Here is a 22,463-nt window from a genome sequence, read left to right on the forward strand (position 1 = left end):
AGAGCGGCCTGCGTTTATTGGGAGGACTTTTCATGACTCTGCGACCTGATCCGACATTTCACGCGACACCGAAACTGGCGATGCAGGCGCCTCCGGAAACGCTGGCCTTCACGCTGATGCTCAGCCCCGATGGGTCGCAGCCGGACGGGCTGGCCGTGGTGGACGTCGACCCCGGCTCGAAGACCTATGGCCAGATCGTCCATCAGGTCATCATGCCGAACACCGGCGACGAGTTTCACCATTTCGGCTGGAACGCCTGTTCGTCGTCGCTGTCGCCGCTGTCTGGGCATGCCTTCCTGGAACGCCGCTACCTGATCATTCCCGGCATCCGCTCGTCGCGGATCTACATCATCGACGTGAAGGAACCGCTGAAGGCGAAAATCCACAAGATCATCGAGCCCGAGGAGGTCTTTGCCAAGACCGGCTACTCGCGGCCGCATACCATCCATTGCGGCCCCGAAGGGATCTATGTCAGCACGCTGGGCGGCGGTGGCGCGGACGGTACCGACGGGCCTCCGGGCATCTTCATCATGGATTGCGAGACCTTCGAGATCCTCGGCCGCTACGAGATGGACCGCGGCAAGCAGGACAAGCACTATGACTTCTGGTGGAACCTGCCGCGCGACTACATGGTGTCGTCGGAATGGGGCCTGCCGCCGCAATTCGAGAACGGCATCGTCGCCGAGGACCTACTGTCCAACAAGTATGGCCATTCGATCCACTTCTGGAACCTGCGCCAGCGCAAGAACGTGCAGACCATCGACCTGGGCGCCAACCACCAGATGGCGCTGGAAATCCGGCCCGCACATGATCCGGCAAAGGATTACGGGTTCTGCGGCGTGGTGGTGGACACCACCAACCTGCAAGGCGCGATCTTTACCTGGTGGCAGAAGGACGACGGCACTTTCGAGGCCAAGAAAGTCATCACAATCGACCCGCAACCAGCCGATCCGGCCGACCTGCCCGACCTTCTCAAGGGCTTCGGCGCGGTGCCGCCGCTGGTAACGGATATCGACCTCAGCCTCGACGACCGGTTCCTTTACGTGGCCTGCTGGGGCACCGGCGAGATGCATCAATACGACGTGTCGGACCCGATGAACCCGACACTCGCCGGCAAGGTCGAGATCGGCGGCATCGTGAAGAAGACGAAGCATCCCAATGGCAAGACCTTCGGCTATGGCCCGCAGATGGTCGAGATCAGCCGCGACGGCAAGCGCGTCTACTGGACCAATTCGCTCTATTCCACCTGGGACGACCAGTTCTATCCGGGCGAGCGCGGGGCGGCGATGGTGATGGCCAACGCGGGCGAGAACGGCGGGCTGACCCTGGCCGAGGATTTCTGGGTCGACTTCCCGAAAGGTTATCGCAGCCACCAGATCCGCCTGGAGGGCGGCGACTGCTCGACCGACAGTTTCTGCTATCCCTCCGTCTGAGCCTTGGAAAGCATGACGAGCGCGACGGCCCTGTGGTGGGCCGTCGTCGCATCGGGGTTGTATCACGGGCTGAACCCGGGCATGGGCTGGCCGCTGGCTGTTTCGGCCGCGCTGATGGAACGGCGGCAGGCCGGGCTGTGGCGGGCGCTGACGGCGCTGGCGGCCGGGCACCTGCTGGCCATGGCGGCGATCCTGTTCCCCTTCTCGGCCCTGACCTTGCTGGCGGCCTGGCAATGGGAGATCCAGCTTGGCGCGGCGCTTCTGGTCATCGCGCTGGGGCTTTACCTGCTGGTCAACACGCGGCATCCGCGCTTTCTGGCGCGCGTGCGGCCCACGCAGCTGGTGCTGTGGTCGTTTCTTGCGGCGACGGCGCATGGCGCGGGGCTGATGCTGGTGCCGATCTACCTCGGCATCTGCCGGACCGTAGAGACCGACGCCGGCCATGCCGCGGCGCAGTCGCTGATGGCGGGCACCGCCGGGATAGCCGCGCTGGTCGCTCTGACGCATACCGCCGCCCAGACCGTGGCAGGTGCGGCGCTGGCCTATGGCGTCTATCGCTGGCTGGGCCTGCGGTTCCTGTCGCAGGCCTGGTTCAACCTGGATCGTGTCTGGGCCATCAGCCTGGTCCTGGTCGGGGTGGTCTCGATCCTCGTCCTGGTCTGAGGCTCAGTCCTCGGCGCGGGCATCGGCGCGGCTCTTGCCGGCCACCTGCATGGCCAGCGTGGCTTCCATGAAGGGGTCGAGATCGCCGTCGAGAACGCCCTGCGTATCGGCGGTCTCGTGCTGCGTGCGCAGGTCCTTCACCATCTGGTAGGGTTGCAGCACGTAGGACCGGATCTGGTTGCCCCAGCCGGCATCGCCCTTGGCCTCGTGCAGGGCGTTCACCTCGGCATTGCGGCGGTCAAGCTCCAGCTGGTACAGGCGCGACTTCAGCGCCTTCATGCACATGTCGCGGTTCTGGTGCTGGGACTTTTCCGAGCTTGTCACGACGATGCCCGTGGGAATGTGGGTGATCCGCACCGCCGAGTCGGTGGTGTTCACGTGCTGTCCGCCCGCGCCGGAGGACCGGAACGTGTCGATGCGGATATCAGCCGGGTTGACCACAACCTCGATATTGTCGTCGATCACCGGGTAGGCGCCAACGGCCGCAAAGGATGTCTCGCGTGTGCCCTTGCCAAAGGGCGAAATCCGCACCAGCCGGTGCGTGCCGGATTCCGATTTCAGCCAGCCATAGGCGTTCGATCCCTTGATCTGGTAGGTGGCCGACTTGATGCCCGCCTCGGCGCCTGCCTGTTCTTCCTGCAACTCGACCTCGAAGCCGCGCTTTTCCGCCCAGCGGACATACATCCGCGCCAGCATCTGCGCCCAGTCGCAGGCCTCGGTCCCGCCGGCACCGGCCTTGATTTCCAGAAAGGCGTCATTGCCGTCGGTCTCACCGTTGAGCAGCGCCTCGAGTTCCTTCTTGGCGGCGGTCTCGACCAGCGCCCCGATAGCGCGCTCGGCGTCCGCGACGATCTCCTTGTCGTCCTCCATCTCGCCCAGTTCGATCAGTTCGACCTGGTCCTTCAACTCCTGCCGGATGCTGTTGTAGGCTTCCAGCGCGTCGACCAGACCCTGACGGTCGCGCATCAGCTTTTGCGCGGCCTCGGGATCGTCCCACAGCTTGGGGTCCTCGACGCGGGCGTTGAACTCCTCAAGCCGGTGCTGCGCGGTTTCCCAGCCCAGGCGCTGCTTCAGCAGTTCCAGCGATTTCTCGATCTTGTCGACGTTGTTCTGGACTTCGGCACGCATGGGTTTTCCTGTCTAGGGACCTCAGGACCGGGGTCATAGCAATGGCCGGACGGTGGGGCAAGATGGCAAGCGGCCCGGGGTCGGTCCCCGGGCCGCCGGACGGGCGTTCACCCGCCCTGTCGCTCAGTAGAGACCGCCCGAGGAGAGCGAGCCGAAGCCCGCCTTCGGCCCCACCACGCCGGTGCGCCCGGTCGAGGTGGTGACCTGCCGCGCCTCGGTCGTGCCGTCGGGACGGATGATGTCGAAATTGCCCGTCATGGCAAAGCCGCCGTCGAACTGGATGCCGAAGATCGGCTCCTCGCCCTCGCGGAAACACTCGGCCACAACGTTGTCGCCGCTGGCGCCATCGCTCAGACGTGCGCCGGTGAAGCGGTCGATGTTGATGAACTGGCAGGCCTCGGGCACCTTGAACGCGCCGCCGCCATATTTTGCCACTGCCTCTTCCATGAAGCGCTGGAACACCGGACCGCACAGCCCCCCGCCCGAGGCGCCGCTGCCCAGGCTGCTTGGCGTGTCGAAGCCGATGTAGCAGCCCGCCACGATGTTCGAGGTGAAGCCCACGAACCACACGTCCTTGGAGTCGTTGGTCGTGCCGGTCTTGCCCGCCGTCGGCACCGGCAGGTTCACGGTGCGCGCCGCGGTGCCGCGCTCGACAACGCCTTGCAGCATCGAGGTCAGCTGGTAGGCGGTCACGGCGTTCATCACCCGCTCGCGCTCGTTCACGATGCGCGGCGAGCGGTCAGCCGGAAGGAGCGGGTCGGCGCAATCGACGCAGACGCGCCGGTTTCCCGCCGCCGCGTCATGGCTGTAGATCGTATTGCCGTAACGGTCCTGCACGCGGTCGATCAGCGTGGGTTCCACCCGCTCGCCGCCATTGGCGAACATCGCGTAGGCCGCGACCATCTGGTAAAGCGTCGTCTCGTCCGACCCCAGCGCGTTGGCCAGCACCCGGCCCATGTTGTCGTAGACGCCGAACTTTTCCGCGTAGGAGGCAACGATATCCATGCCGACCTCCTGTGCGAGGCGGATCGTCATCAGGTTGCGCGACTGCTCGACCCCTGTCCGCAGCGGCGTCGGGCCGTAGAACTTGTTCGATGCGTTCTTGGGCCGCCAGACGCCCTGCGGCGTGTCGATCTCGATCGGCGCGTCGACGACGATGGTCGCGGGGGAATAGCCGCTGTCCAGCGCCGCAGCATAGACGAAGGGCTTGAAGCTCGAGCCAGGCTGGCGCAGCGCCTGCGTCGCGCGGTTGAAGACCGAGTCCTGGTAGGAGAACCCGCCCTGCATGGCAATCACGCGGCCGGTGTTGACGTCCATCGCCATGAAGCCGCCCTGCACCCGCGGCACCTGCCGTAGAGTCCAGCGCACGAATTGCCCGCCCTCGGTGTATTCGCGCACATGCACCACATCGCCGGGTTCGAAATTCTCGGTCAGGCTGCCCTTGAACCAGCTCGTGTCGGCGCGCGGCACGCTCGTGCCCCGGGGATCGTCCAGGGCGATGTCCTCGATGCCGATCTCCAGCTCGTTCTCGCGCACCGCGCGCACCACTGCCACATGCCAGTGGCTGTCGAGGTCGATGTCCCGGGCGACCCGTGTCTCGGCAAGGGCCCCGCGCCAGGCCGCTTCGCTGGCCAGCGTGTCCAGCGGGATGGTCTTGCCCGTGCCGCGCCAGCGGCCAAAGCCGCGGTCGAAATCCTCCAGCGCGCGCTGCAGAGACTGCGCCGCGACGGTCTGCATGTCAGGATCCAGCGTGGCGCGCACGCTGTAGCCGCCGGAAAAGAACTGCTCCTCACCGAAATCGCGGCTCAGCTGGCGGCGGATCTCGTCGGTGAAATAGTCGCGCGGCGGCAGCGCCTTCTGGTAAGGGTCGAAATCGCCATTCTGGACAGAGCGCAGCGGCTGCGCCACCTCGGCCTCATAGACGGCCCGGCTGAGATAGCCGTTCTCGAACATCTCCTTCAGCACGAAGTCGCGCCGTTGCAGCAGCCGGTCTTTCTGGCGGACCGGGTGGTAATCCGAGGGCGCCTTGGGCAGCGAGGCCAGGAAGGCCGCCTCGTGCGGGGCAAGCTCGCCGAGGCTCTTGTTGAAATAGACCTGCGCCGCGGCGGTCACGCCATAGGCGTTCTGACCCAGGAAGATCTCGTTGAGATACAGTTCAAGGATCTTTTCCTTGCTCAGCGCGCCTTCGACGCGGGCGGCCAGGATGATTTCCTTGATCTTGCGCTCGGCCTGTCGGTCGCCCGATAGCAGGAAGTTCTTCATCACCTGCTGCGTGATGGTCGAGGCGCCGCGCACATCGCGCCCGCGCGAGCGCACCGCATCGACCACCGCCGCCGCGATGCCGCGGGGATCATAACCCTGGTGGACATAGAAATTCTTGTCCTCGGCGCTGATGAAGGCCTGCTTGACCAGGTCGGGGATTTGGTCCGCCGGAGTGAACAGGCGGCGTTCCTTGGCGAACTCGTCGATCACCTGCCCTTCGGTCGAATAGATCCGGCTGATCGTCGGCGGCGTGTATTGTGCCAGGCTTTCATGGCTGGGAAGGTCACGGCCATACATCCAGAACACGGCGCCGATGGTCAGAGCGACCATGAACAGACCCATCGTGATGACGCTGAAGATCGCGCCGAAGAAGGAAAAGATGAAGCGAGTCACGGATAAGTCCCAAGCCGTTCGGTCCGGAGGACTATAATGCAACCGCGCGGCGCCCGAAACACCACAACGAACACGGGGGCGCGAGTTCGCCGATTCTCAAGCATGGACCGATACGGCATTACCCGCCCTTGGTTAGCGCGGATGCGGGACGATGCCTTGTCATAAGAACCAGGCGTGATCCGGCACCGATCCACAGGGGTGAACCGGCGACAGGCCCAGTCGATGTCGGATGCCGCGGTGACTGCGACCGGGGTGCCGAGCGCACCAGGCACACCCGTGGCCATCGGCTTCGGTCCGGCCAGGTGATCGTCACCGAGTGATGTCCCTTAAGATGCGGCAGGTGCATCAATTTTAACGACGGACGCGATCTTGACCCGTGCAGACTGGAGGGATGGAGCCTCGACCGGCGTTACCCGCATCCTATAATTCTCGGTCAACCGCTCCAGAGCAAAGCTGTCTTCCGGGGTCAGATCAACCGACTTCGAACCCGCACGTCCCCGAGAAACTAATGCGGTTCGAACCGGATCACCATCTTCGGGTTGCCCGGGTGCGTCTCCATGAATACCGCGCGCTTTTCACGTTCGCCGAGGAATATCTCACAACCGGACAGCACTGCCAGCGACGCCATCGCACCCCCGACCATCTTCGCTATCTGTCCTCCGCCTCTCTTGACCTTGCGTGCCTTCAGCTGCGCGCAGGCGACCAAAACGCTCTGCGCTCAATGCCTTACCGCGCTTTCAAGAAAGAAATACCTTGCCTCGCTGAAGGCAGATCGGGTTTCGAGGCCCGAGACGGCACGCAAGCGTGCCATGTGTGTCACAGGCTCTGGCCGCGTCGGGCGGCGCACCCGCTCATTGGCGCCGCAGCCGCGACAGCGCGGCATCCTCCAGCGCCCACGCCTCGATCCCGTCGCGGATACCGGCGGCCATACCCGCGCGCCACGCCGGGTCCTGAAGGTTCTTCAGATCGCGCTCGGTCGACAGGAAGCCGAGTTCCACCAGGACCGAAGGGATGTCGGCGGACTTGAGCACCGAGAAATCCGCCTGACGCAGCGGCCGGCGATGCACGTGACCCAGCGCGCCCTTGATCCCCGCCACAAGGTGCCCAGCCAACGCCGCACTGCGTGGGCCGTTGTCCAGCCGGGCGAGGTCCATCAGCACCCGTGCCACCCGGTCGTCCGCCCCTGACAGGTCCAGCCCCGACAGCAGGTCGTCGCGGTCATGCCGTTCGGCCAGAGCGGCATCCGCCTCGTCCGAGGCGTCCTCGGAAAGGGTATAGACACTGGAACCATGCGCAATGCCCTCCTCGATCGCGTCCGCATGCAGCGACAGGAACAGGTCGGCGCCCGCGTCATGGGCCGCCGCCACCCGCGCCTCGAGCGAGACAAAGACATCGGTCTCGCGCGTCAGGACGACCTCGTAGCGCCCGGTGCGGCGCAGTTCGTCGCGCAGTTCGCGGGCGAATTGCAGCACGAGGTCGGCCTCGTCCACGCCGCCGCGCTGCGCGCCGGGATCGATGCCGCCATGACCGGGGTCCAGCACGACCATCAGCAGACCGGACCCGTCCGGCGCGGCGCGGCGCGCCCGCGGCGCGGGCAGGTCGAATCGCGGATCGGGCGGCGCGCCGGCGGCGGCGCGGGCCGCCTCTTCTTCCATATCGCGCAGGGTCAGTTCCAGCCGCGCCGTGCCGCCGTCGCCATCGACGCGCAGCGCCGCCGTGCCGATCGCGGCGGGCCGGTCCAGCAGCGCCACCAGCCGCGACCAGCCGGGCTGGAGCGGACCCATCCGCAGCTCGGAGACCCGCGCCGAGGCGTCCAGCGCGTCGGGCTCTGCCCCGGTCCAGTCGACTTCGCGGAAATCCAGGACCAGCCGCCAGGGATCGGCCAGCGTGTAGGCCCGCCACGGCACGCCCTGGCTGAGGTCGAGACGCAATTCGGCGCCGCCCTCCGCATCCTGCACCGCGCCCGCGACGAAGCGCGCAAGCCCGGCCGCATCCTGCGCCAGCGCCGCCCCGGCAGACAGCCAAAGGCCCGCCACCAAAAGAAGAATCCTGCTCATCCGCCCTGCCCGGCTGTTCTTTTGGCCCAGACTATCAGCCTTGCGGCGGATTCGCACCCGCGACCACGATCCGCGCCACGCTCCGAAAGGCGGGGTTTCACCCGGCCAGCCCCCGAGCGACCATGAAGCGCCGCAGCCGAGACAGACCTTCCTCGATATCCGCCGTGCTGCGGGCATAGGAAAAGCGCAGCGTGCCCGCCCCGCGCACCGGGTCGAAATCCAGGCCCGGCGTCACCGCGACACCGGCCTCATCCAGGATGGCGCGGGCAAAGGCGCGGCTGTCCTCGGTCAGGTGGCTGACATCGGCATAGACGTAGAAAGCGCCGTCGGGCGGCGCGATCCGGTCAAAGCCTGCCTGCGGCAGCCCCTCCAGCATCAGCGCGCGGTTCCTGGCGTAGACCGCCTTGTTGGCCTCCAGTTCGTCGGTCGCGTCCAGCGCGGCCAACGCCGCGACCTGGCTGGCATGCGGCGGGCAGATGAACAGGTTCTGCGCGAGCCGCTCGACCTGCCGCAGGCTACCCTCGGGCACCACCAGCCAGCCGACGCGCCAGCCGGTCATCGAGAAATACTTGGAGAAGGAGTTGATGACGCAGACATCGTCGCTGATCTCGAGAGCGCTGACCGCCCGGCGCTCATACTCGATGCCGTGATAGATCTCGTCCGACAGAAAAGCCGCGCCGCGCGCCTGCGCACAATCCACCAGCGCGCCCAAGGCATCCCGATCCAGCATCGTCCCGGTGGGATTCGCCGGCGAGGCCACCATCAGCCCCTGCCAGTTCAGCGGTTCGAGGTCGGCGGGCACAGGTTGCAGGCGGTTCTCCGCCGAGCTCTGCACCTCGACCGGTTCGAGGTTCATCGACCGCAGGATCTGCCGGTACGAAGGATAGCCAGGCGCCCCCAGCGCCACGCGCTCGCCCGCGTCGAAGAAGGCCGCAAAGGCGAGGATGAACCCGCCCGACGATCCCGGCGTGACCACCACCCGTTCTGGGTTCAGGTCGACACCGTACCACTCGCCGTATAGCCGCGCGATGCGGGCGCGCAGCGACGGCAGCCCCAGCGCCACGGTGTATCCCAGCGCATCACCGGCCATGGCCCGCGCCAGCGCGTCGCGTGCGGCGGCGGGCGCCGGCGTGCCGGGTTGGCCCACCTCCATGTGGATGACGTGGCGCCCCGCTGCCTCGGCCTGCCGCGCGGCCTCCATCACGTCCATCACGATAAAGGGATCGACCGCCCCGCGCCTTGAATTTCTCATGCCCAGCCTCTCTACTCGCGCCCGAGCCTTACGAGTGAACGAGGGACCGCGTCAATGATCCTGCCCCGGCTGATCGCCCTGGCCCTGGCCATGCTGACCGTGCTGGCGCTGCCTGTCCGCGCCGGCACGACGCTGCTGCGCGACGCCGATATCGAATACGCCCTGTCGCAACTTGCCGCGCCGGTGTTGCAGGCGGCGGGCCTGCCCGCCAGCGGCACGCGGATCGTTCTGATCGACGACAGTTCGCTGAATGCCTTCGTGGCCGATACCAGCCATATCTTCATCCATTCTGGCCTGATGATGAAACTGGAAACCGCCGCGCAGTTGCAGGCGGTCATCGCGCACGAGGCCGCCCATATCGCCAACGGCCATCTCAGCCGCCGGATCGCCAACATGCGCTCGGCGCGCACCGCGGCAGGGCTGGGCATGGTGCTGGCTGCGGCGGCGGCGGCATCGGGATCGGGCCAGGGCTCGCTGGCCATCGCGGCGGGCAGCGCGGGCTCGGCGATGCGGCTGTTCCTGTCGCACACCCGCGCCGAGGAAAGCAGCGCCGACCTCTCGTCGGTGCGCTACCTGGTGCGCGCGGGCATCGACCCGCGCGCCGCGATCCAGGTGCAGCGCCTTTTTTCAGGGCAGGAATCGCTTTCGGTGCAGCGGCAGGACCCCTACACGCGCACGCATCCCTTGTCCCGCGACCGTCTGCGCGCGCTGGAGAGCCTGGCAGCGGGCCAGGCCGCGACCCCGCCCAACGCCACCGCCGAATACTGGTTCGCCCGCGCGCGAGGCAAGCTGACCGCCTTCAAGCGCGCGCCCAGCTGGACACTGCGCCGCGCCGAAGACAGCGCGTCCCGCGACATAGCCTTGATGCGGCAGGCGGTGGCGCATCACCGCAACTCCGCCACCGGCAAGGCCATTGCGGCCATCGACGGCGCGCTGGCCCTGCGCAAGGGCGATCCCTACCTGATGGAACTCAAGGGCCAGATCCTGCTGGAATCACGCAATTTCGGCGCCGCGGTGCAGGTCTACCAGGCGGCCGCCCGCACCGCCCCGCGCGAGCCACTGATCCTGGGCGGGCTCGGACGCGCGATGCTGGCGGCGGGCGACTTCAAGGCCGCGCTACAACCGCTCGAGGCCGCGCGCGGGCGCGACGCCTCGGACGCACGGGTGCTGCGCGACCTCGCCGTGGCCTATGCCAAGCTGGGCCAGCCCGGCATGGCCTCGGTCGCGACGGCGGAACGTTATGCGCTGCAAGGCCGCATGGAAGACGCCGAACTGCACGCGAAACGCGCCATCGACCAGCTGCCGCGCGGCTCTGGCCCGTGGCAGCGCGCCGAGGATGTGCTATCAGCCGCCAAACGCGCCAAGTAGCGCTGACCCGAACACAACACCGGAGACGACGACACATGCCATTCAAGACCCCGATCCATGCCCTGCGCGGTGCCGCCGCCGCCCTCGCCCTGATGACCGCCTGTGGTGCCGCGTCAGCGCAGGATCTCGACCTGTCCGCGATGACACCCGAGCAGAAGGACGCCTTTGGCGCACAGGTGCGCGAGTATCTGCTGGCCAACCCGCAGGTCATCATGGAGGCGGTCGCCGTCCTGGAACAGCGCGAGCAGGCCCAGCAGGCCGAGGCAGACGTGTCGCTGGTGCAGGCGCACATGGACGCGCTAGTGAATGACGGTTTCTCCTGGGTGGGTGGCAATCCCGAGGGCGACGTGACCATCGTCGAATTCATGGACTACCGGTGCGGCTATTGCCGCAAGGCGCATCCCGAGGTCGAGCAGTTGATCGCCAGCGACGGCGACATCCGCCTGATCGTCAAGGAATTCCCGATCCTGGGCGAGGCCTCGGTCGTGGCCAGCCGCTTTGCCATCGCGACGCAGATCGTGGCGGGCGACGACGCCTACAAGGCCGTCCACGACGCGCTGATCACGATGGAGGGCAACCCGGGCAACGGCCCGCTGCGCCGCATGGCCGAGACGCTGGGCCTCGATGCCGACGCGATCATGGCCGAGATGGACAGCGACGAGGTCACCCGCCGCATCGCCGAGACCCGCGCCCTGGCACAGTCGATGCAGATCTCGGGCACGCCAAGCTTTGTCTTCGGCGACCAGATGGTGCGGGGCTATGCGCCGCTCGACATCATGCAGCAGATCGTGGCGGACGTCCGCGCCGGCGGATGATGCGCACCGCCTTGGCGCTGTTGCTGGGGCTGGGCGCCGCCCTGCCCCTGTCAGCGCAGGACGCGACCCCGCTGCGCGACCGGCTGCGGGCCCTAGCCGCGCCGCCTGCGCCCACGGGGCTCTATGCCGATGAGGCCGCCAGTGACCTTGCCCTGATCGCCGCCAACCGTGAGGCGCTGTTCGGCGCACATCGCCCGATGCTGGGCACTGGTGACGGCGCTGCGGCGATCGCGCTGTTCGTCGGGCGCGACTGTGCCGAGTGCGACGCGGCTCGGCAGGACCTTGAGGCGCTGGTGCAAAAGCTGGACCTGCGTGCCAGCCTGATCGATGTCGACGCCGATCCGGCGGATGCCGGCCTGATGGCGCGGATGACGCTGGACATCCTGCCCGCCTATGTCATGCCCGACCGGCTGATCCGGGGCGCCTTTCCGGCTTTTGTCCTCGAAGGATACCTGACCGGCGCGCGGCGCTGAGGCGCGCCGGGCGTCAGGCCGCGGGCAAGTGCATCAGGACCTCGGTGCCCTCGCCCGGGGTCGACTCGATCTCTATGCCGCCCTGCAACTGCTCGGCCACGCCCCGCGCCATCGGCAGGCCCAGGCCCGAGCCCGCGCCGACCTGCTTGGTCGTGAAATAGGGCTCGAACAGGTGCGGCCGCAGGTCGGGGGCGATCCCCCCGCCATGGTCGCGAACTCCGAAGGTGACGGTGGGCGCGTCCAGCGCGTCGGACAGGCGGGCCGATATCTCGATTTCTCCGCCGTCGGGCATCGCCTCGCAGGCGTTGCGCATCAGGCCGGCCAGCGCCTCGGCCACAAGCGCGGCATCCGCCCGCACCGCCGGCAGATCGGGTGCGACGATCACGCGGGTGGAATGGCGCGCCCCCTCGGGCAGGTCCAGCACAGCGACGGCGGCGGCGACGAGCCCCTCAGGGCGGCGCGGCGCGATTTCCAGGTGGGACCGCCCGGACAAGGCCAGCAGTTCGCGCGTCAGCCGGGCGCCGCGACGGGCCGACCGTTCGGCCTCGGACATGAGCTTGTCCTGTTCGCCGGGCTCCTTCGTCATCCGGGCGAGTTCGAGATTACCGAGAACTGCGGTCAGCATATTGTTGAAATCATGCGCTATTCCGCCTGTCAGGCGACCGAGGGCAGTCAGCTTGGCAGCCTCGATCTGGGTCTCGCGGGCATCGACGACCACCGCCCTGTAGCGAAAGGCGTGGTTCACCGCGGCAAGGTAGTAGACCGATACCAGCACCAGTCCGGCCGACACCGCGATTGCGCTGGGCTGCGCCGCGTCGGCCAACAGGCTCCAGCCGACGCGCAGCGCAATGCCCAGCATCACGCAACTCACCTCGACGCGCATCGTCGCCACGTCGCCGACGCGCAGGCTGACCGTGTTGAGCATCGTTGCGGCCATCACAACGCTGGACAGCAGCATCATCGATGCATCGGGCTGCATCCAGAGATAGAGACCGAGGGCGACATAGCCCAGCGAGTCGAGCACCGAACTGGCCAGGACAAGAACAAAGAGGCGCTGGCCCACCCGGTCCGGCAAGGCCCGCAAGAGCAACGCGTGCAGCACCGAGATCGCGGCGGACAGCGCGGCAAGCAAGAAGATCGTCCAGTCGTCCAGCACCCGCGCGATCAGCGCGCCGCCGCCCAGCATCAGCGGAAGCCGCAGCAGAAAGGCCGTCACGTGGACACTGTCGACGGTCTTTATGGTGGACAGGTCAAAGGTCCGGTCGCCACCGCTCGTCGGACCACCAAGGCCGCCCGGCGGGCTGCGGGCCAGGTCATGCCGATATGACCTCTGCCCTTCCACGCTATTCCGCCGCTTCGGTTTCCGACGCGGCGGCGCGTTCGAGTTCCTCGGCTTTCTTCTCGACCTGCGCGACGATGTGCTCGATCATCTGGTCGTTGCTCAGCTTGTGGCTCGACTTGCCCGCGAGATAGACCATGCCTGCGCCGTTGCCGCCGCCGGTAAAGCCCACATCGGTCATCAGAGCCTCGCCCGGGCCGTTCACGACGCAGCCGATGATGGACAGGCTCATCGGCGTCTTGATGTGCTCCAGCCGCTTTTCCAGCGCCTCGACCGTGCGGATCACGTCGAAGCCCTGTCGTGCGCAGGAGGGGCACGAGATGATGTTGACGCCGCGGTGGCGCAGGCCCAGCGATTTGAGGATCTCGTAGCCGACCTTGACCTCTTCGACCGGATCGGCGGAGAGGCTGACGCGGATCGTGTCGCCGATCCCCATCCACAGCAGGTTGCCCAGGCCGATCGCGCTCTTGATCGTACCGGACATCAGCCCGCCCGCCTCGGTGATGCCAAGGTGGATCGGCTTGTCCGTGGCCTCGGCCAGGCCCTGATAGGCGGCGGCGGCCAAGAAGACGTCGGACGCCTTGCAGCTGATCTTGAACTCGTGAAAGTCGTTGTCTTCCAGGATCTTGATGTGGTCGAGGCCGCTTTCGATCATGGCTTCGGGGCACGGCTCGCCGTACTTCTCCAGCAGGTGCTTTTCCAGGCTGCCGGCATTCACGCCGATGCGCATCGAACAGCCGTGGTCGCGGGCGGCGCGGATCACTTCCTTGACCCGGTCCTGCGAGCCGATATTGCCCGGGTTGATGCGCAGGCAGGCGGCGCCGGCCTCGGCTGCCTCGATGCCGCGCTTGTAGTGGAAATGGATGTCGGCGACGATCGGCACCGGGCTTTCGCGGACGATTTCCTTCAGCGCGCGTGAGCTGTCCTGGTCGGGGACCGAGACGCGGACGATATCCGCACCCGCCTCGGCGGCGCGCTGCACCTGCTCGATGGTGGCGCGCACATCTGTGGTGGGCGTGTTGGTCATGGTCTGCACTGTGATCGGCGCGTCGCCTCCGACAGGCACGTTGCCGACCATGATCTGGCGCGATTTGCGGCGATCGATGTTGCGCCAGGGGCGGATGTGATTCAGGTTCATCGCGTTCTCCGCAACAGAAATCGTTCCGGTGATCTAGCCCGACCGCCGGGACGAATTCAATCGTCCGAATGATCCGGCCCAGGCCGGGTTCGTGTCACTGCTGGCCGGTTTGCGACAGATCCAGTTCCGCGACGATCTTGGCCAACGCGACGTTACGCTGAAGATCGGCGACCTGGAGCGTCTGCATCACCTGTTCGGGCGACAGCGCCAGGTTGTCGGCGATGGCACCGCTGGAGCCATAGGGGCCGAAGGTCTGGCCGTTCACCGCGAAGTAGATCGCCCCGGCATTGCCGGTGCGAATGACTGGCGGCTGTTCGGTTTGCGGCACGTTGTAGGTGTCGCCCGCCTGCATGATCGCCTCGAAGAGGGTGGCACCCGAGGACGCTTTGACCCGCACCCAAGCCTCTCGCGCGGCGACGATGGTGACGCCCGGCGCGCTGTCGGCCAGGACCTTGGGCATGCCCGGCACGCCCGGCGCAGTCACCCGGGATGCGGCGGCAATGGCGGCTGCCACCGGGTCAGAGGTGGGGATGTCGAGTTCGGCCAGGACCGTGTCTAGGTCGCGGTCGGCGCCTGCGGTGGCGGGCGCGTAGCGCGCCATCAGCGTCTCGGCGTCCAGCGGCAGGTCGGACGTCACGGCGCCCCGCGCCCCGGCGGGGCCGTAGGGCGTGCCGTCGAGGGCAAAGTAGACCGCCGCGCTTTCGCCCACGTTGATCCGCGGAGACTGCGCGTCGGCGGGCACGGTCAGCGTGTCGCCCGCGTTCAGGATGCCGCTGAAGAACAGCTTGCCCGAGGCATCGTCCAGCTTGACCCAGGAGGGGCGCACGGCAACGACCGTCACACCCGGCCCAAGCGCGGGCGCGGCGTCGGCCACCTGGCTGCGGTCGAAGGGCGTCTGGTCGATCCGCGGCGCCATGCCGGCAAAGACACCGACGCTGTCGGGATCGAGGGTCGAGATCGGCGCATCGCGCGCCACCAGGACCGGCACATCGAGCGCCTGCGGCCGGTAGAGCCGGTCAAACGCTTCGCCCGAAGGCGGCGAGAACGGCCCGCTGCCGCCCATGGCAGCGGCCTCGTCCCCGGCCTGCGGCATGGCACCGTCCAGCGGGTCGAGTTCGCTCAGGACGACCGGGGTCTGGTCGACCGGCGCCACCTGCACGCGCTGCACTTCTTGCAGCACGGACCAGCCGCCATAGCCGATGCCCGCCATCAGCGCGACCAGCACAAGGGTCGATCCGATCGCGCCGGGTTCGATGCGCGAGAACAGGCTGTCATCCTTCGCGGCGAAGGGCAGCTTGGGCTCGGCCAGCGGGTCGCGGGCGCGCGGCCGCGCGGGCGTCAAGGCGCCATTCGGCTTGCGGATGGTCGAGGCCTTTTCAGACATGCCATGCGCGACGGAAAAGCCGCTCTCGGCGCAGAAATGGGCAAAGGCGCGGTCCGGGTCCATGCCCAGGTAACGGGCATAGGAACGGACATATCCGGCGATGAAACCGGGCGTATCAAAGGCGGAGGGGTCGCAGTTCTCGATGGCGGCGATGTAGCTTGCCTTGATGCGCAGTTCGCGCTGCACATCAAGCAGGGACTTGCCCATCGTGGCGCGTTCGCCCCGCATGATATCGCCAAGACGCAGGTCGAAAGCGTCGAAGCCTTGCGGCGCGACATGCTCCACCTCGGTCGTCCTGTCGGATTTCCGCCCGATCATCCGCCTGTCCCGTCTTCCCTGTTTACGCCAGCCTCAAGCGGTCGACGTTGTCCTCGATTCGTCGCCACCGTTATTGAATCGAGCTTAACACAATGGAAGAGGTTTCACAGGCGAACGCGATATCACGCCGACATTTCGGCGCGATTCAGCGCACAGTGGCTCCAGAGTTCATCCATCGCGCGAACCAGGCGATCCATTTCGTTCGGGCCGTGAACCGGCGACGGGGTAAAGCGCAGACGCTCTGTCCCTCGGGGCACGGTAGGGAAGTTGATCGGCTGGACGTAGATGCCGTAACCCTCGAGCAGCATGTCGGAAAGCTTCTTGGTGTGGACTGGATCGCCGACGATCACCGGCACGATATGGCTGCCGTGATCGATCAGCGGCAGGCCCATACCCTTGAGCCGAGTCTTGAGGATCGTCGCGCGTTCCTGGTGCAGGTTGCGCAGCTTTTGCCCCTCGGAGGTCTTCAGGAAGGCGACCGAGGCCGCTGCTCCGGCCGCTACCGCCGGCGGCAGCGAGGTGGTGAAGATGAAGCCCGGCGCATAGGAGCGCACGGCGTCGCACATCTTGGCGCTGGCGGCGATGTAGCCGCCCATCACGCCATAGGCCTTGGCCAAGGTGCCGTTGATAATATCGATGCGGTGCATCAGGCGGTCGCGCTCGGCCACGCCGGCGCCACGCGGGCCATACATGCCCACCGCGTGCACCTCGTCGATATAGGTCAGCGCGCCGAATTCATCGGCGAGGTCGCAGATGTCCTCGATCGGGCCGAAATCACCGTCCATCGAATAGATCGATTCGAAGGCGATCAGCTTGGGCGCGTCCGGGTCGTCGGCGGCCAGCAACTCGCGCAGGTGGGCCACGTCGTTGTGGCGGAAGATGCGCTTGGCCCCGCCGTTGCGGCGAACGCCCTCGATCATCGAGGCGTGGTTCAGCGCGTCGGAATAGATGATGAGACCGGGGAACAGCTTGGGCAGGGTCGACAGCGTCGCGTCATTGGCGATGTAGGCCGAGGTGAACAGCAGCGCCGCTTCCTTGCCGTGCAGGTCGGCGAGTTCAGCCTCCAGCCGCTTGTGCCAAACCGTTGTGCCAGAAATATTGCGCGTGCCGCCCGATCCGGCGCCGGTGGCGTCCAGTGCCTCGTGCATCGCGGCAAGGACCGCCGGGTGCTGACCCATACCGAGGTAGTCGTTGCCGCACCACACGGTGATCGGCTTTTCGGACCCGTCGGGCTTGCGCCACATGGCGTGCGGGAACTGCCCCTTCTTGCGTTCGATATCGATGAACGTGCGATAGCGGCCTTCCTGGTGCAGGCGGTTCAGGGCTTCGTCGAGCTTCGCGGTGTAGTCCACCGGGGTCCTCCTTCTTGCCGGGCCGGTCGTTCCTTGGCGAGCGCCCCACGTGCGGTATGCCTCCGCATTCAATTTCGTGAATAACTAGAGAGCCGCGTTCTGTCTGTCCACCTCTTTAGGGGTGGACCAACGGTCGCATCCTTGACCTGCATCAAGCGGACGGCCCCCACCACACGGATTTTGGCGCATAAAGGAAACATGTTTCCTGCACAACAGGGCAGTCAGGGATACCGGACTCGGACCGTCACCAGCCTTTTGGTAGAGTGATGCCAGTTCACTTCACGTTCGAATTTTCGGGTGACCATCATGTTCGCCATGACCGCAGCGGGTTTTTCCGCACCTGTCCTCGTTCTGGCCACCGCGCTGGGCTACCTGATCGCGACACTCGGCATGAAGGGTGCGGCCACGGGCCTCGTCGGTCCGGGACTGGCTTTGGCTTTCGGGGGATTCGCACTGGCCTTTGCCGCCGAGGTCGCCCTGATGCGCCTGACCAAACTGTCACTGGTCTACATCGCCATCCTCGGCGTCGAGACCGTTCTGGTGCTGGCCGTGGCCTTCGGCATCGGCGAGGGATTCACCCTGCGGCAAGGACTGGGCGCGGGCCTGGTGCTGGCCGGGCTGGCCATCGTCGCGGCCTGACGCCTGCCCGCACTGCCCGCCGGTTCGCTCGAATCCTAAACGTCTTTCTCCCCGAACGCCCAATTATCACATTCCACCTTATTTATATGTCAGGGGGACGCCCCTATCTTGCTCTTGGGAAACGCGCCCCATCGCAAGGAGCAACCGAGCATGAAATCCATTCTGACCCTGGCCGCCTCGGCCGCATTGGTGCTGGGCGCCACGGGCCTCGCCATGGCCGATCACGGCAACCCCTGGGCACAAGAGGGCGATACCGTCCTTTCGCAGAACCACGAGACCAACCAGGCCTTCAGCGCCGACCGACCCGGCGAGGACGAGATGCGTGGCGCGCTGACCCGCAACGCCTTCGGCAAGACCGGCGGCAGCTCTGGCAAGGGCGCGGACAAGGGCGGCAAGGGCAAAGGCCCGGGCGAAGGCAAGGGCGGCAAGGGCCGCGGTCACTGACCGGGGCCGGGCCGGGGCGGCCGCACGGTGCCCCGGCCCGCTCTGGACAGCGCGGGCGGCGGTGCTAGGCTCCGCCGCGAACGCTACAGGAGCCGCGCATGTCCCTTGACCCCGTCCTTTCCCGCATCGATTCCGATCTCGACGCCGCCATCGACCGCCTGATGGCGCTGCTGCGCATTCCGTCGATCTCGACCGATCCGGCCTACAAGGCCGAGTGCGACCGCGCCGCCGACTGGCTGGTGGCCGACCTGCTCTCCATCGGCGTGGACGCCAGGAAATGCCCCACGCCCGGACATCCGATGGTCATGGGCCATGTCGCGGGCGACGGACCGCACGTGCTTTTCTACGGCCACTATGATGTGCAGCCGGTCGATCCGCTGACCCTCTGGCACCGCGACCCGTTCGATCCCGCCATCGAGGAGACGGCGAAGGGCCGCGTGATCCGCGCCCGCGGCGCCTCGGACGACAAGGGCCAGCTGATGACCTTCGTCGAGGCCTGCCGCGCCTGGAAGGCGGTGCATGGCACGATGCCCTGCCGCATCACCTTCTTCTTCGAGGGCGAGGAGGAATCGGGGTCGCCCTCGCTGATCCCCTTCCTCAGGGAGAATGCCGACGCGCTGAAGGCCGACTTGGCGCTGATCTGCGACACCGGCCTGTTCGAAGGGCGCGTGCCCTCGATCATGACGCAGCTACGCGGGTTGCTGGGCGAGGAAATCGTGCTGACCGGCCCGGACAAGGACCTGCATTCGGGCCATTACGGCGGGCTGGCGCGCAATCCGATCACGGTTCTGGCGCGCGTCCTGGGCAACCTTCACGACGACAAGGGCCGCATCCAGGTGCCGCATTTCTATGACGGCGTGCTAGAGGTGTCGTCCGAGATGCGCGCCCAGTGGGAGGCGCTGAATTTCGACCACAAGGACTTCCTCGGCGATGTGGGTCTATCGATCCCCGCCGGAGAGGCCGACCGCACCCCACTCGAGATGATCTGGGCGCGCCCGACCGCCGAGGTCAACGGAATCACCGGCGGCTATACTGGCGACGGGTTCAAGACGGTGCTGCCGTCCCGGGCCTCGGCCAAGGTCAGCTTTCGCCTTGTTGGCGACCAGGACCCGCACGCGATCCGCGAGAATTTCCGCGCCTGGGTCAAGGCTCAGTTGCCCGCCGACGTGAAGGTAGACTTCCACGGACACGGCGCCTCTCCCGCCAGCCGCATGGCGACCGACCATCCCGCCTTCGAGGCCGCGCGCCGCGCACTGGGCGAGGAATGGGCGGACGAAGCGGCGTTCACCGGCGCGGGCGGCTCGATCCCCGTCGCGGGGTATTTCAAGACGATCCTCGGCATGGACACGCTGCTGGCCGGCTGGGCAAAGGACGACGACCAGATCCACTCGCCCAACGAGAAATACGACGTGGAAAGCTTTCACAAGGGGATCCGCAGCTGGGCGCGAATCCTCGACGCGATCAGCCGCTAGGGCCAACAGCATGGCGCCGCCGCCCGGCGTCGGCCGCGCCCGGGAATCGGTCCGGACAGGCGACGGCGTGGTTGACGGGTCCTGAAACTTCGCCCGAACTCGCGGACAGGGCGCAGACCGTCCGCGGCTGGGAGACAATCCGCAAGCTGCACCCATTATCGTTTCCGACAAATTCAAGGCGCCGCCGCAAAACCTGCCGCATTGCATCACAGCTTTGCCCAATTTGGTTCCTAAGTCTTACGTCATGGGCAGCATTCGCAAACAGACTCAGAACGACTTCCAGCAACGCCTCCGGCGCGTTGACCCGGCATTCCAGCGTCACGGTGGCCCGCTGGCCGACGCGACGCCGCGCAGGCCGTTCCTGTCGCTGCTGGCCGGCTTTGGCGGCGCCTACCTGGTCGTCATGGTCGCGTCGAACAAGCCGGTACTGGAAAGCTCGCTGCGCCAGGGCGCCCTGCCCGGTCACCTGCATGACACGGTGATGATGGGTCTTTCGGCGCTGCTGGCGATCAGTTTCGTCATGCTGGGCGTGCACCTGTTCCGGTTCCTCGTTGGCCGGCGCGGCAGCAAGAAATCCAATTCCGCCGCGCTGCTGACCGGTGTCGTGGGCGCGCTGGCGCTGGTCTATACCCCCACCTCGGTCTGGCAGACGGGCCTTGGCATGATGGACGACAACTCGCGCGCGATCGTCCTGGCGGCCTCGTCTTCCTTCTCCGAGGTCATGCCGGAGCTTGACTTCGGCACCGTGACGCTGGCCTCCTCCTTCGGGAAATGAGCCTCGATTTCCTCGGCCCCCTGGCCTTTTCCGACCTGGACGGGATCCGCATCGCCTTTCGCAAGGGCGGTGACGGGCCTCCGCTGCTGTTGCTGCACGGCTTTCCGCAGACCCACGCCATGTGGGCCCATGTCGCCCCGATCCTTGCCGACCGGTTCACCGTGATCGCATCCGACCTGCGCGGTTATGGCGACAGCACACTGCCCGGCACGCTGGAAGCGATGAGCTTTCGCGCCATGGGGGCCGACATGCTGGCCCTGATGACGGCGCTGGGATTTGACCGGTTTCACCTGGCCGGCCATGACCGGGGCGCGCGGGTGGCGCATCGCATGACGCTGGACGCGCCGGGGCGCATCGCCAGCCTCGCCCTGATGGACATCGTGCCGACGCTGCACCTGCTGGAAACGCTGACCCATCCGGTCGCGCGGGCCTATTACCACTGGTTCTACCTGGCCCAGCCCGCGCCCTTTCCCGAAACCATGATCGCCGCCGACCCGGATCATTTCTTCGAACGTTGCCTGCTGGGCTTTGGCAAGGCAGAGCTGTCGGATTTCGAAGCGGACCAACTGGCCGAATACCGGCGCAGCTGGCGGCGTCCGGCCTGCATCGCCGCGATGTGCAACGACTACCGCGCCGCCATCGACATCGACATCGGCGATGACCGCGCCGACCTGCACCGCCGCGTGACCTGCCCCACACTCGTCGCCTACGGCGCGGATGGTGCCATGGCCCGCGCGATGGACGTGCCCGCCACCTGGGCGGACCGCCTGGATGAGATGCGCAGCGTCGGCATCCCCGGCGGCCATTTCTTTCCCGACCAGTTCCCCGCCGAGACGGCACAGGCGCTCGCCGCGTTCCACGGTTCGGTTCAGATCAGCCCGTAGAACCGCTCCGGCAACTCGTATTGCACAGCCATCTCCGGCCGGTCGAACTGCCAGAATCCGGTGTCGCCGCGCGGCTTCCAGCTGTCCTGCATCTGTGCACGGACAGGCGACAGGTCGAAGCCCGGCTGCAGAGGCAGATCGGCAAAGCCCCGGAACAGCACGGCATCGTCGCCGCGCGCCTCGGCGAACCAGTGCCGTCCGATCGAGACCTCGGCGGGCGGCGCGCCGACCGCCGCCGTCACCGCGTTGCGCCGGTTCATCGCCTGCGCGTACTGGCCTAAATCGCAGTATTTCAGGTGCAGCAGATACAGGCCCTCGGGCACGATCAGTTTCTCGAACTGGGTGAAATGCCCGCCGCGGGCGATCTTGGTGCCGGTCGAGAGGATGCAGGGCTTGGAGTAATGCGGCGCGGGTCGGACAAAGCGGCGCGGGCCAAGGATGGCGTCGGCGATCGGCACCTCCTCGATGTCGATCCGGTGGATCACCTCGAGTCCGATGGGTGTCAGAACCCGCTTGCCCCGCGTCCGGCCCAGAAACTCGGCCAGAGTCTCGCCCCGCGCCGGGTCGAGCACCACCAACTCGTCCACGTCACCGACGATCACGTGGTCGTAGTAGCAGCGCAGCCCCTGCACGAGGTTGTTAAGCAGGCGCCAGCGTTTCATGTCGAAATTCGGATGCGGATCGCCCGGGATGCCGATCAGGTTGCATCCCTCGGCCAGCCGCGCGACCTCTTCGCCGCGTCCGTGATTGACAATGTAGCAGTTCTCGCGGCCCAGCAGGCCGCCGTAATGGCGCAGCCACGCCTTCAGGAAGAACGCATCGTCCCGCACCATGGTCAGCGCCGCTGCCCTGTTCATGCCGATTGCCTGCCTGC

20 protein-coding genes are annotated in these 22,463 nt (G+C 66.8%); 10 read left to right on the forward strand and 10 right to left on the reverse strand.

The window, feature by feature from the left end; all coding sequences use genetic code 11:
* Positions 1-32: 32 nt before the first annotated feature.
* Entirely contained in the window at positions 33-1,433 is a 1,401-nt protein-coding gene (locus tag KB874_RS01130) for a selenium-binding protein SBP56-related protein (RefSeq protein WP_212534695.1), read from the forward strand.
* A 12-nt stretch (positions 1,434-1,445) separates the two neighbouring features.
* Entirely contained in the window at positions 1,446-2,096 is a 651-nt protein-coding gene (locus KB874_RS01135) for a hypothetical protein (RefSeq protein ID WP_212534696.1), read from the forward strand.
* Between the two features lie 3 nt (positions 2,097-2,099).
* Here the strand turns inward: KB874_RS01135 and prfB are convergent, their stop codons facing one another.
* The 5 genes from prfB to KB874_RS01155 form a co-directional block, all read right to left on the reverse strand.
* Entirely contained in the window at positions 2,100-3,224 is a 1,125-nt protein-coding gene (gene prfB / locus KB874_RS01140; RefSeq protein WP_212534697.1) for a peptide chain release factor 2, read from the reverse strand.
* A 123-nt stretch (positions 3,225-3,347) separates the two neighbouring features.
* Positions 3,348-5,879 carry a penicillin-binding protein 1A gene (locus tag KB874_RS01145; protein ID WP_212534698.1) on the reverse strand — a complete coding sequence of 844 codons (2,532 nt, stop codon included), beginning with the start codon at positions 5,877-5,879 and terminating at the stop codon, positions 3,348-3,350.
* Positions 5,880-6,384: 505 nt separating this feature from the next.
* Positions 6,385-6,507 (reverse strand): hypothetical protein, encoded by a 123-nt coding sequence (locus KB874_RS23085; protein WP_283053290.1) that lies wholly within the window; start codon positions 6,505-6,507, stop codon positions 6,385-6,387.
* Between the two features lie 223 nt (positions 6,508-6,730).
* Positions 6,731-7,936 (reverse strand): N-acetylmuramoyl-L-alanine amidase, encoded by a 1,206-nt coding sequence (locus tag KB874_RS01150; protein WP_212534699.1) that lies wholly within the window; start codon positions 7,934-7,936, stop codon positions 6,731-6,733.
* Between the two features lie 97 nt (positions 7,937-8,033).
* The gene (locus KB874_RS01155) at positions 8,034-9,188 is read right to left on the reverse strand and encodes a pyridoxal phosphate-dependent aminotransferase (protein WP_212534700.1); all 1,155 of its coding nucleotides are present in this window, start codon (positions 9,186-9,188) and stop codon (positions 8,034-8,036) included.
* A gap of 54 nt (positions 9,189-9,242) precedes the next feature.
* Here KB874_RS01155 and KB874_RS01160 point away from each other — a divergent pair, with 54 nt between their 5' ends.
* Genes KB874_RS01160 through KB874_RS01170 form a run of 3 tightly spaced genes read left to right on the forward strand, consistent with a single transcriptional unit; the run spans position 9,243 to position 11,844 of the window.
* The gene (locus KB874_RS01160; protein WP_212534701.1) at positions 9,243-10,556 is read left to right on the forward strand and encodes a M48 family metalloprotease; all 1,314 of its coding nucleotides are present in this window, start codon (positions 9,243-9,245) and stop codon (positions 10,554-10,556) included.
* 35 nt (positions 10,557-10,591) lie between these two features.
* Positions 10,592-11,371, forward strand: coding sequence for a DsbA family protein (locus tag KB874_RS01165; RefSeq protein ID WP_212534702.1), 780 nt, complete (start codon positions 10,592-10,594; stop codon positions 11,369-11,371).
* Positions 11,368-11,844 (forward strand): hypothetical protein, encoded by a 477-nt coding sequence (locus tag KB874_RS01170; protein WP_212534703.1) that lies wholly within the window; start codon positions 11,368-11,370, stop codon positions 11,842-11,844. Before KB874_RS01165 ends, KB874_RS01170 begins: the two co-directional genes overlap by 4 nt.
* A gap of 13 nt (positions 11,845-11,857) precedes the next feature.
* Here the strand turns inward: KB874_RS01170 and KB874_RS23250 are convergent, their stop codons facing one another.
* The 4 genes from KB874_RS23250 to hemA form a co-directional block, all read right to left on the reverse strand.
* Entirely contained in the window at positions 11,858-13,186 is a 1,329-nt protein-coding gene (locus KB874_RS23250) for a sensor histidine kinase (RefSeq protein WP_212534704.1), read from the reverse strand.
* 1 nt (position 13,187) lies between these two features.
* On the reverse strand, positions 13,188-14,321 hold the full coding sequence (ispG, locus tag KB874_RS01180) for a flavodoxin-dependent (E)-4-hydroxy-3-methylbut-2-enyl-diphosphate synthase (protein ID WP_212534705.1): 1,134 nt from the start codon (positions 14,319-14,321) through the stop codon (positions 13,188-13,190).
* A 94-nt stretch (positions 14,322-14,415) separates the two neighbouring features.
* Positions 14,416-16,023: a helix-turn-helix domain-containing protein gene (locus KB874_RS01185; RefSeq protein ID WP_212534706.1), complete on the reverse strand. Its 1,608-nt coding sequence runs from the start codon at positions 16,021-16,023 to the stop codon at positions 14,416-14,418.
* 122 nt (positions 16,024-16,145) lie between these two features.
* Positions 16,146-17,375 carry a 5-aminolevulinate synthase gene (hemA, locus tag KB874_RS01190; protein WP_212534707.1) on the reverse strand — a complete coding sequence of 410 codons (1,230 nt, stop codon included), beginning with the start codon at positions 17,373-17,375 and terminating at the stop codon, positions 16,146-16,148.
* Positions 17,376-17,681: 306 nt separating this feature from the next.
* Between hemA and KB874_RS01195 the strand changes: the two genes are divergently transcribed.
* The 5 genes from KB874_RS01195 to KB874_RS01215 all read left to right on the forward strand — a co-directional run bounded on the left by KB874_RS01195 (position 17,682) and on the right by KB874_RS01215 (position 21,589).
* Complete coding sequence (locus KB874_RS01195; protein ID WP_212534708.1) at positions 17,682-18,014, forward strand: 5-aminolevulinate synthase; 333 nt, start codon at positions 17,682-17,684, stop codon at positions 18,012-18,014.
* Between the two features lie 150 nt (positions 18,015-18,164).
* Positions 18,165-18,458, forward strand: coding sequence for a hypothetical protein (locus KB874_RS01200; RefSeq protein ID WP_212534709.1), 294 nt, complete (start codon positions 18,165-18,167; stop codon positions 18,456-18,458).
* A gap of 98 nt (positions 18,459-18,556) precedes the next feature.
* Complete coding sequence (locus KB874_RS01205) at positions 18,557-19,930, forward strand: M20/M25/M40 family metallo-hydrolase (RefSeq protein ID WP_212534710.1); 1,374 nt, start codon at positions 18,557-18,559, stop codon at positions 19,928-19,930.
* A 244-nt stretch (positions 19,931-20,174) separates the two neighbouring features.
* Entirely contained in the window at positions 20,175-20,705 is a 531-nt protein-coding gene (locus KB874_RS01210) for a hypothetical protein (protein WP_212534711.1), read from the forward strand.
* The gene (locus tag KB874_RS01215) at positions 20,702-21,589 is read left to right on the forward strand and encodes an alpha/beta fold hydrolase (protein WP_212534712.1); all 888 of its coding nucleotides are present in this window, start codon (positions 20,702-20,704) and stop codon (positions 21,587-21,589) included. The genes KB874_RS01210 and KB874_RS01215 overlap by 4 nt, the downstream gene beginning before the upstream one ends.
* Here the strand turns inward: KB874_RS01215 and KB874_RS01220 are convergent.
* Complete coding sequence (locus KB874_RS01220) at positions 21,574-22,446, reverse strand: glycosyltransferase family 2 protein (protein ID WP_212534713.1); 873 nt, start codon at positions 22,444-22,446, stop codon at positions 21,574-21,576. The genes KB874_RS01215 and KB874_RS01220 overlap by 16 nt on opposite strands.
* Positions 22,447-22,463: the final 17 nt, after the last annotated feature.

The organism is Thetidibacter halocola (assembly GCF_018224955.1).
Taxonomy (GTDB): Bacteria; Pseudomonadota; Alphaproteobacteria; order Rhodobacterales; family Rhodobacteraceae; genus Thetidibacter; species Thetidibacter halocola.

Coding starts and splice junctions, on each gene's coding strand:
- prfB (WP_212534697.1), bottom strand. CDS start 3,224: ATGCGTGCCGAAGTCCAGAACAACGTCGACAAGATCGAGAAATCGCTG.
- KB874_RS01205 (WP_212534710.1), top strand. CDS start 18,557: ATGTCCCTTGACCCCGTCCTTTCCCGCATCGATTCCGATCTCGACGCC.
- KB874_RS01155 (WP_212534700.1), bottom strand. CDS start 9,188: ATGAGAAATTCAAGGCGCGGGGCGGTCGATCCCTTTATCGTGATGGAC.
- KB874_RS01165 (WP_212534702.1), top strand. CDS start 10,592: ATGCCATTCAAGACCCCGATCCATGCCCTGCGCGGTGCCGCCGCCGCC.
- KB874_RS01200 (WP_212534709.1), top strand. CDS start 18,165: ATGAAATCCATTCTGACCCTGGCCGCCTCGGCCGCATTGGTGCTGGGC.
- KB874_RS01210 (WP_212534711.1), top strand. CDS start 20,175: ATGGGCAGCATTCGCAAACAGACTCAGAACGACTTCCAGCAACGCCTC.
- KB874_RS01195 (WP_212534708.1), top strand. CDS start 17,682: ATGTTCGCCATGACCGCAGCGGGTTTTTCCGCACCTGTCCTCGTTCTG.
- KB874_RS23085 (WP_283053290.1), bottom strand. CDS start 6,507: ATGGCGTCGCTGGCAGTGCTGTCCGGTTGTGAGATATTCCTCGGCGAA.
- KB874_RS01185 (WP_212534706.1), bottom strand. CDS start 16,023: ATGATCGGGCGGAAATCCGACAGGACGACCGAGGTGGAGCATGTCGCG.
- KB874_RS01170 (WP_212534703.1), top strand. CDS start 11,368: ATGATGCGCACCGCCTTGGCGCTGTTGCTGGGGCTGGGCGCCGCCCTG.
- KB874_RS01130 (WP_212534695.1), top strand. CDS start 33: ATGACTCTGCGACCTGATCCGACATTTCACGCGACACCGAAACTGGCG.
- ispG (WP_212534705.1), bottom strand. CDS start 14,321: ATGAACCTGAATCACATCCGCCCCTGGCGCAACATCGATCGCCGCAAA.
- KB874_RS01160 (WP_212534701.1), top strand. CDS start 9,243: ATGATCCTGCCCCGGCTGATCGCCCTGGCCCTGGCCATGCTGACCGTG.
- KB874_RS01220 (WP_212534713.1), bottom strand. CDS start 22,446: ATGAACAGGGCAGCGGCGCTGACCATGGTGCGGGACGATGCGTTCTTC.
- KB874_RS01150 (WP_212534699.1), bottom strand. CDS start 7,936: ATGAGCAGGATTCTTCTTTTGGTGGCGGGCCTTTGGCTGTCTGCCGGG.
- KB874_RS01215 (WP_212534712.1), top strand. CDS start 20,702: ATGAGCCTCGATTTCCTCGGCCCCCTGGCCTTTTCCGACCTGGACGGG.
- KB874_RS01135 (WP_212534696.1), top strand. CDS start 1,446: ATGACGAGCGCGACGGCCCTGTGGTGGGCCGTCGTCGCATCGGGGTTG.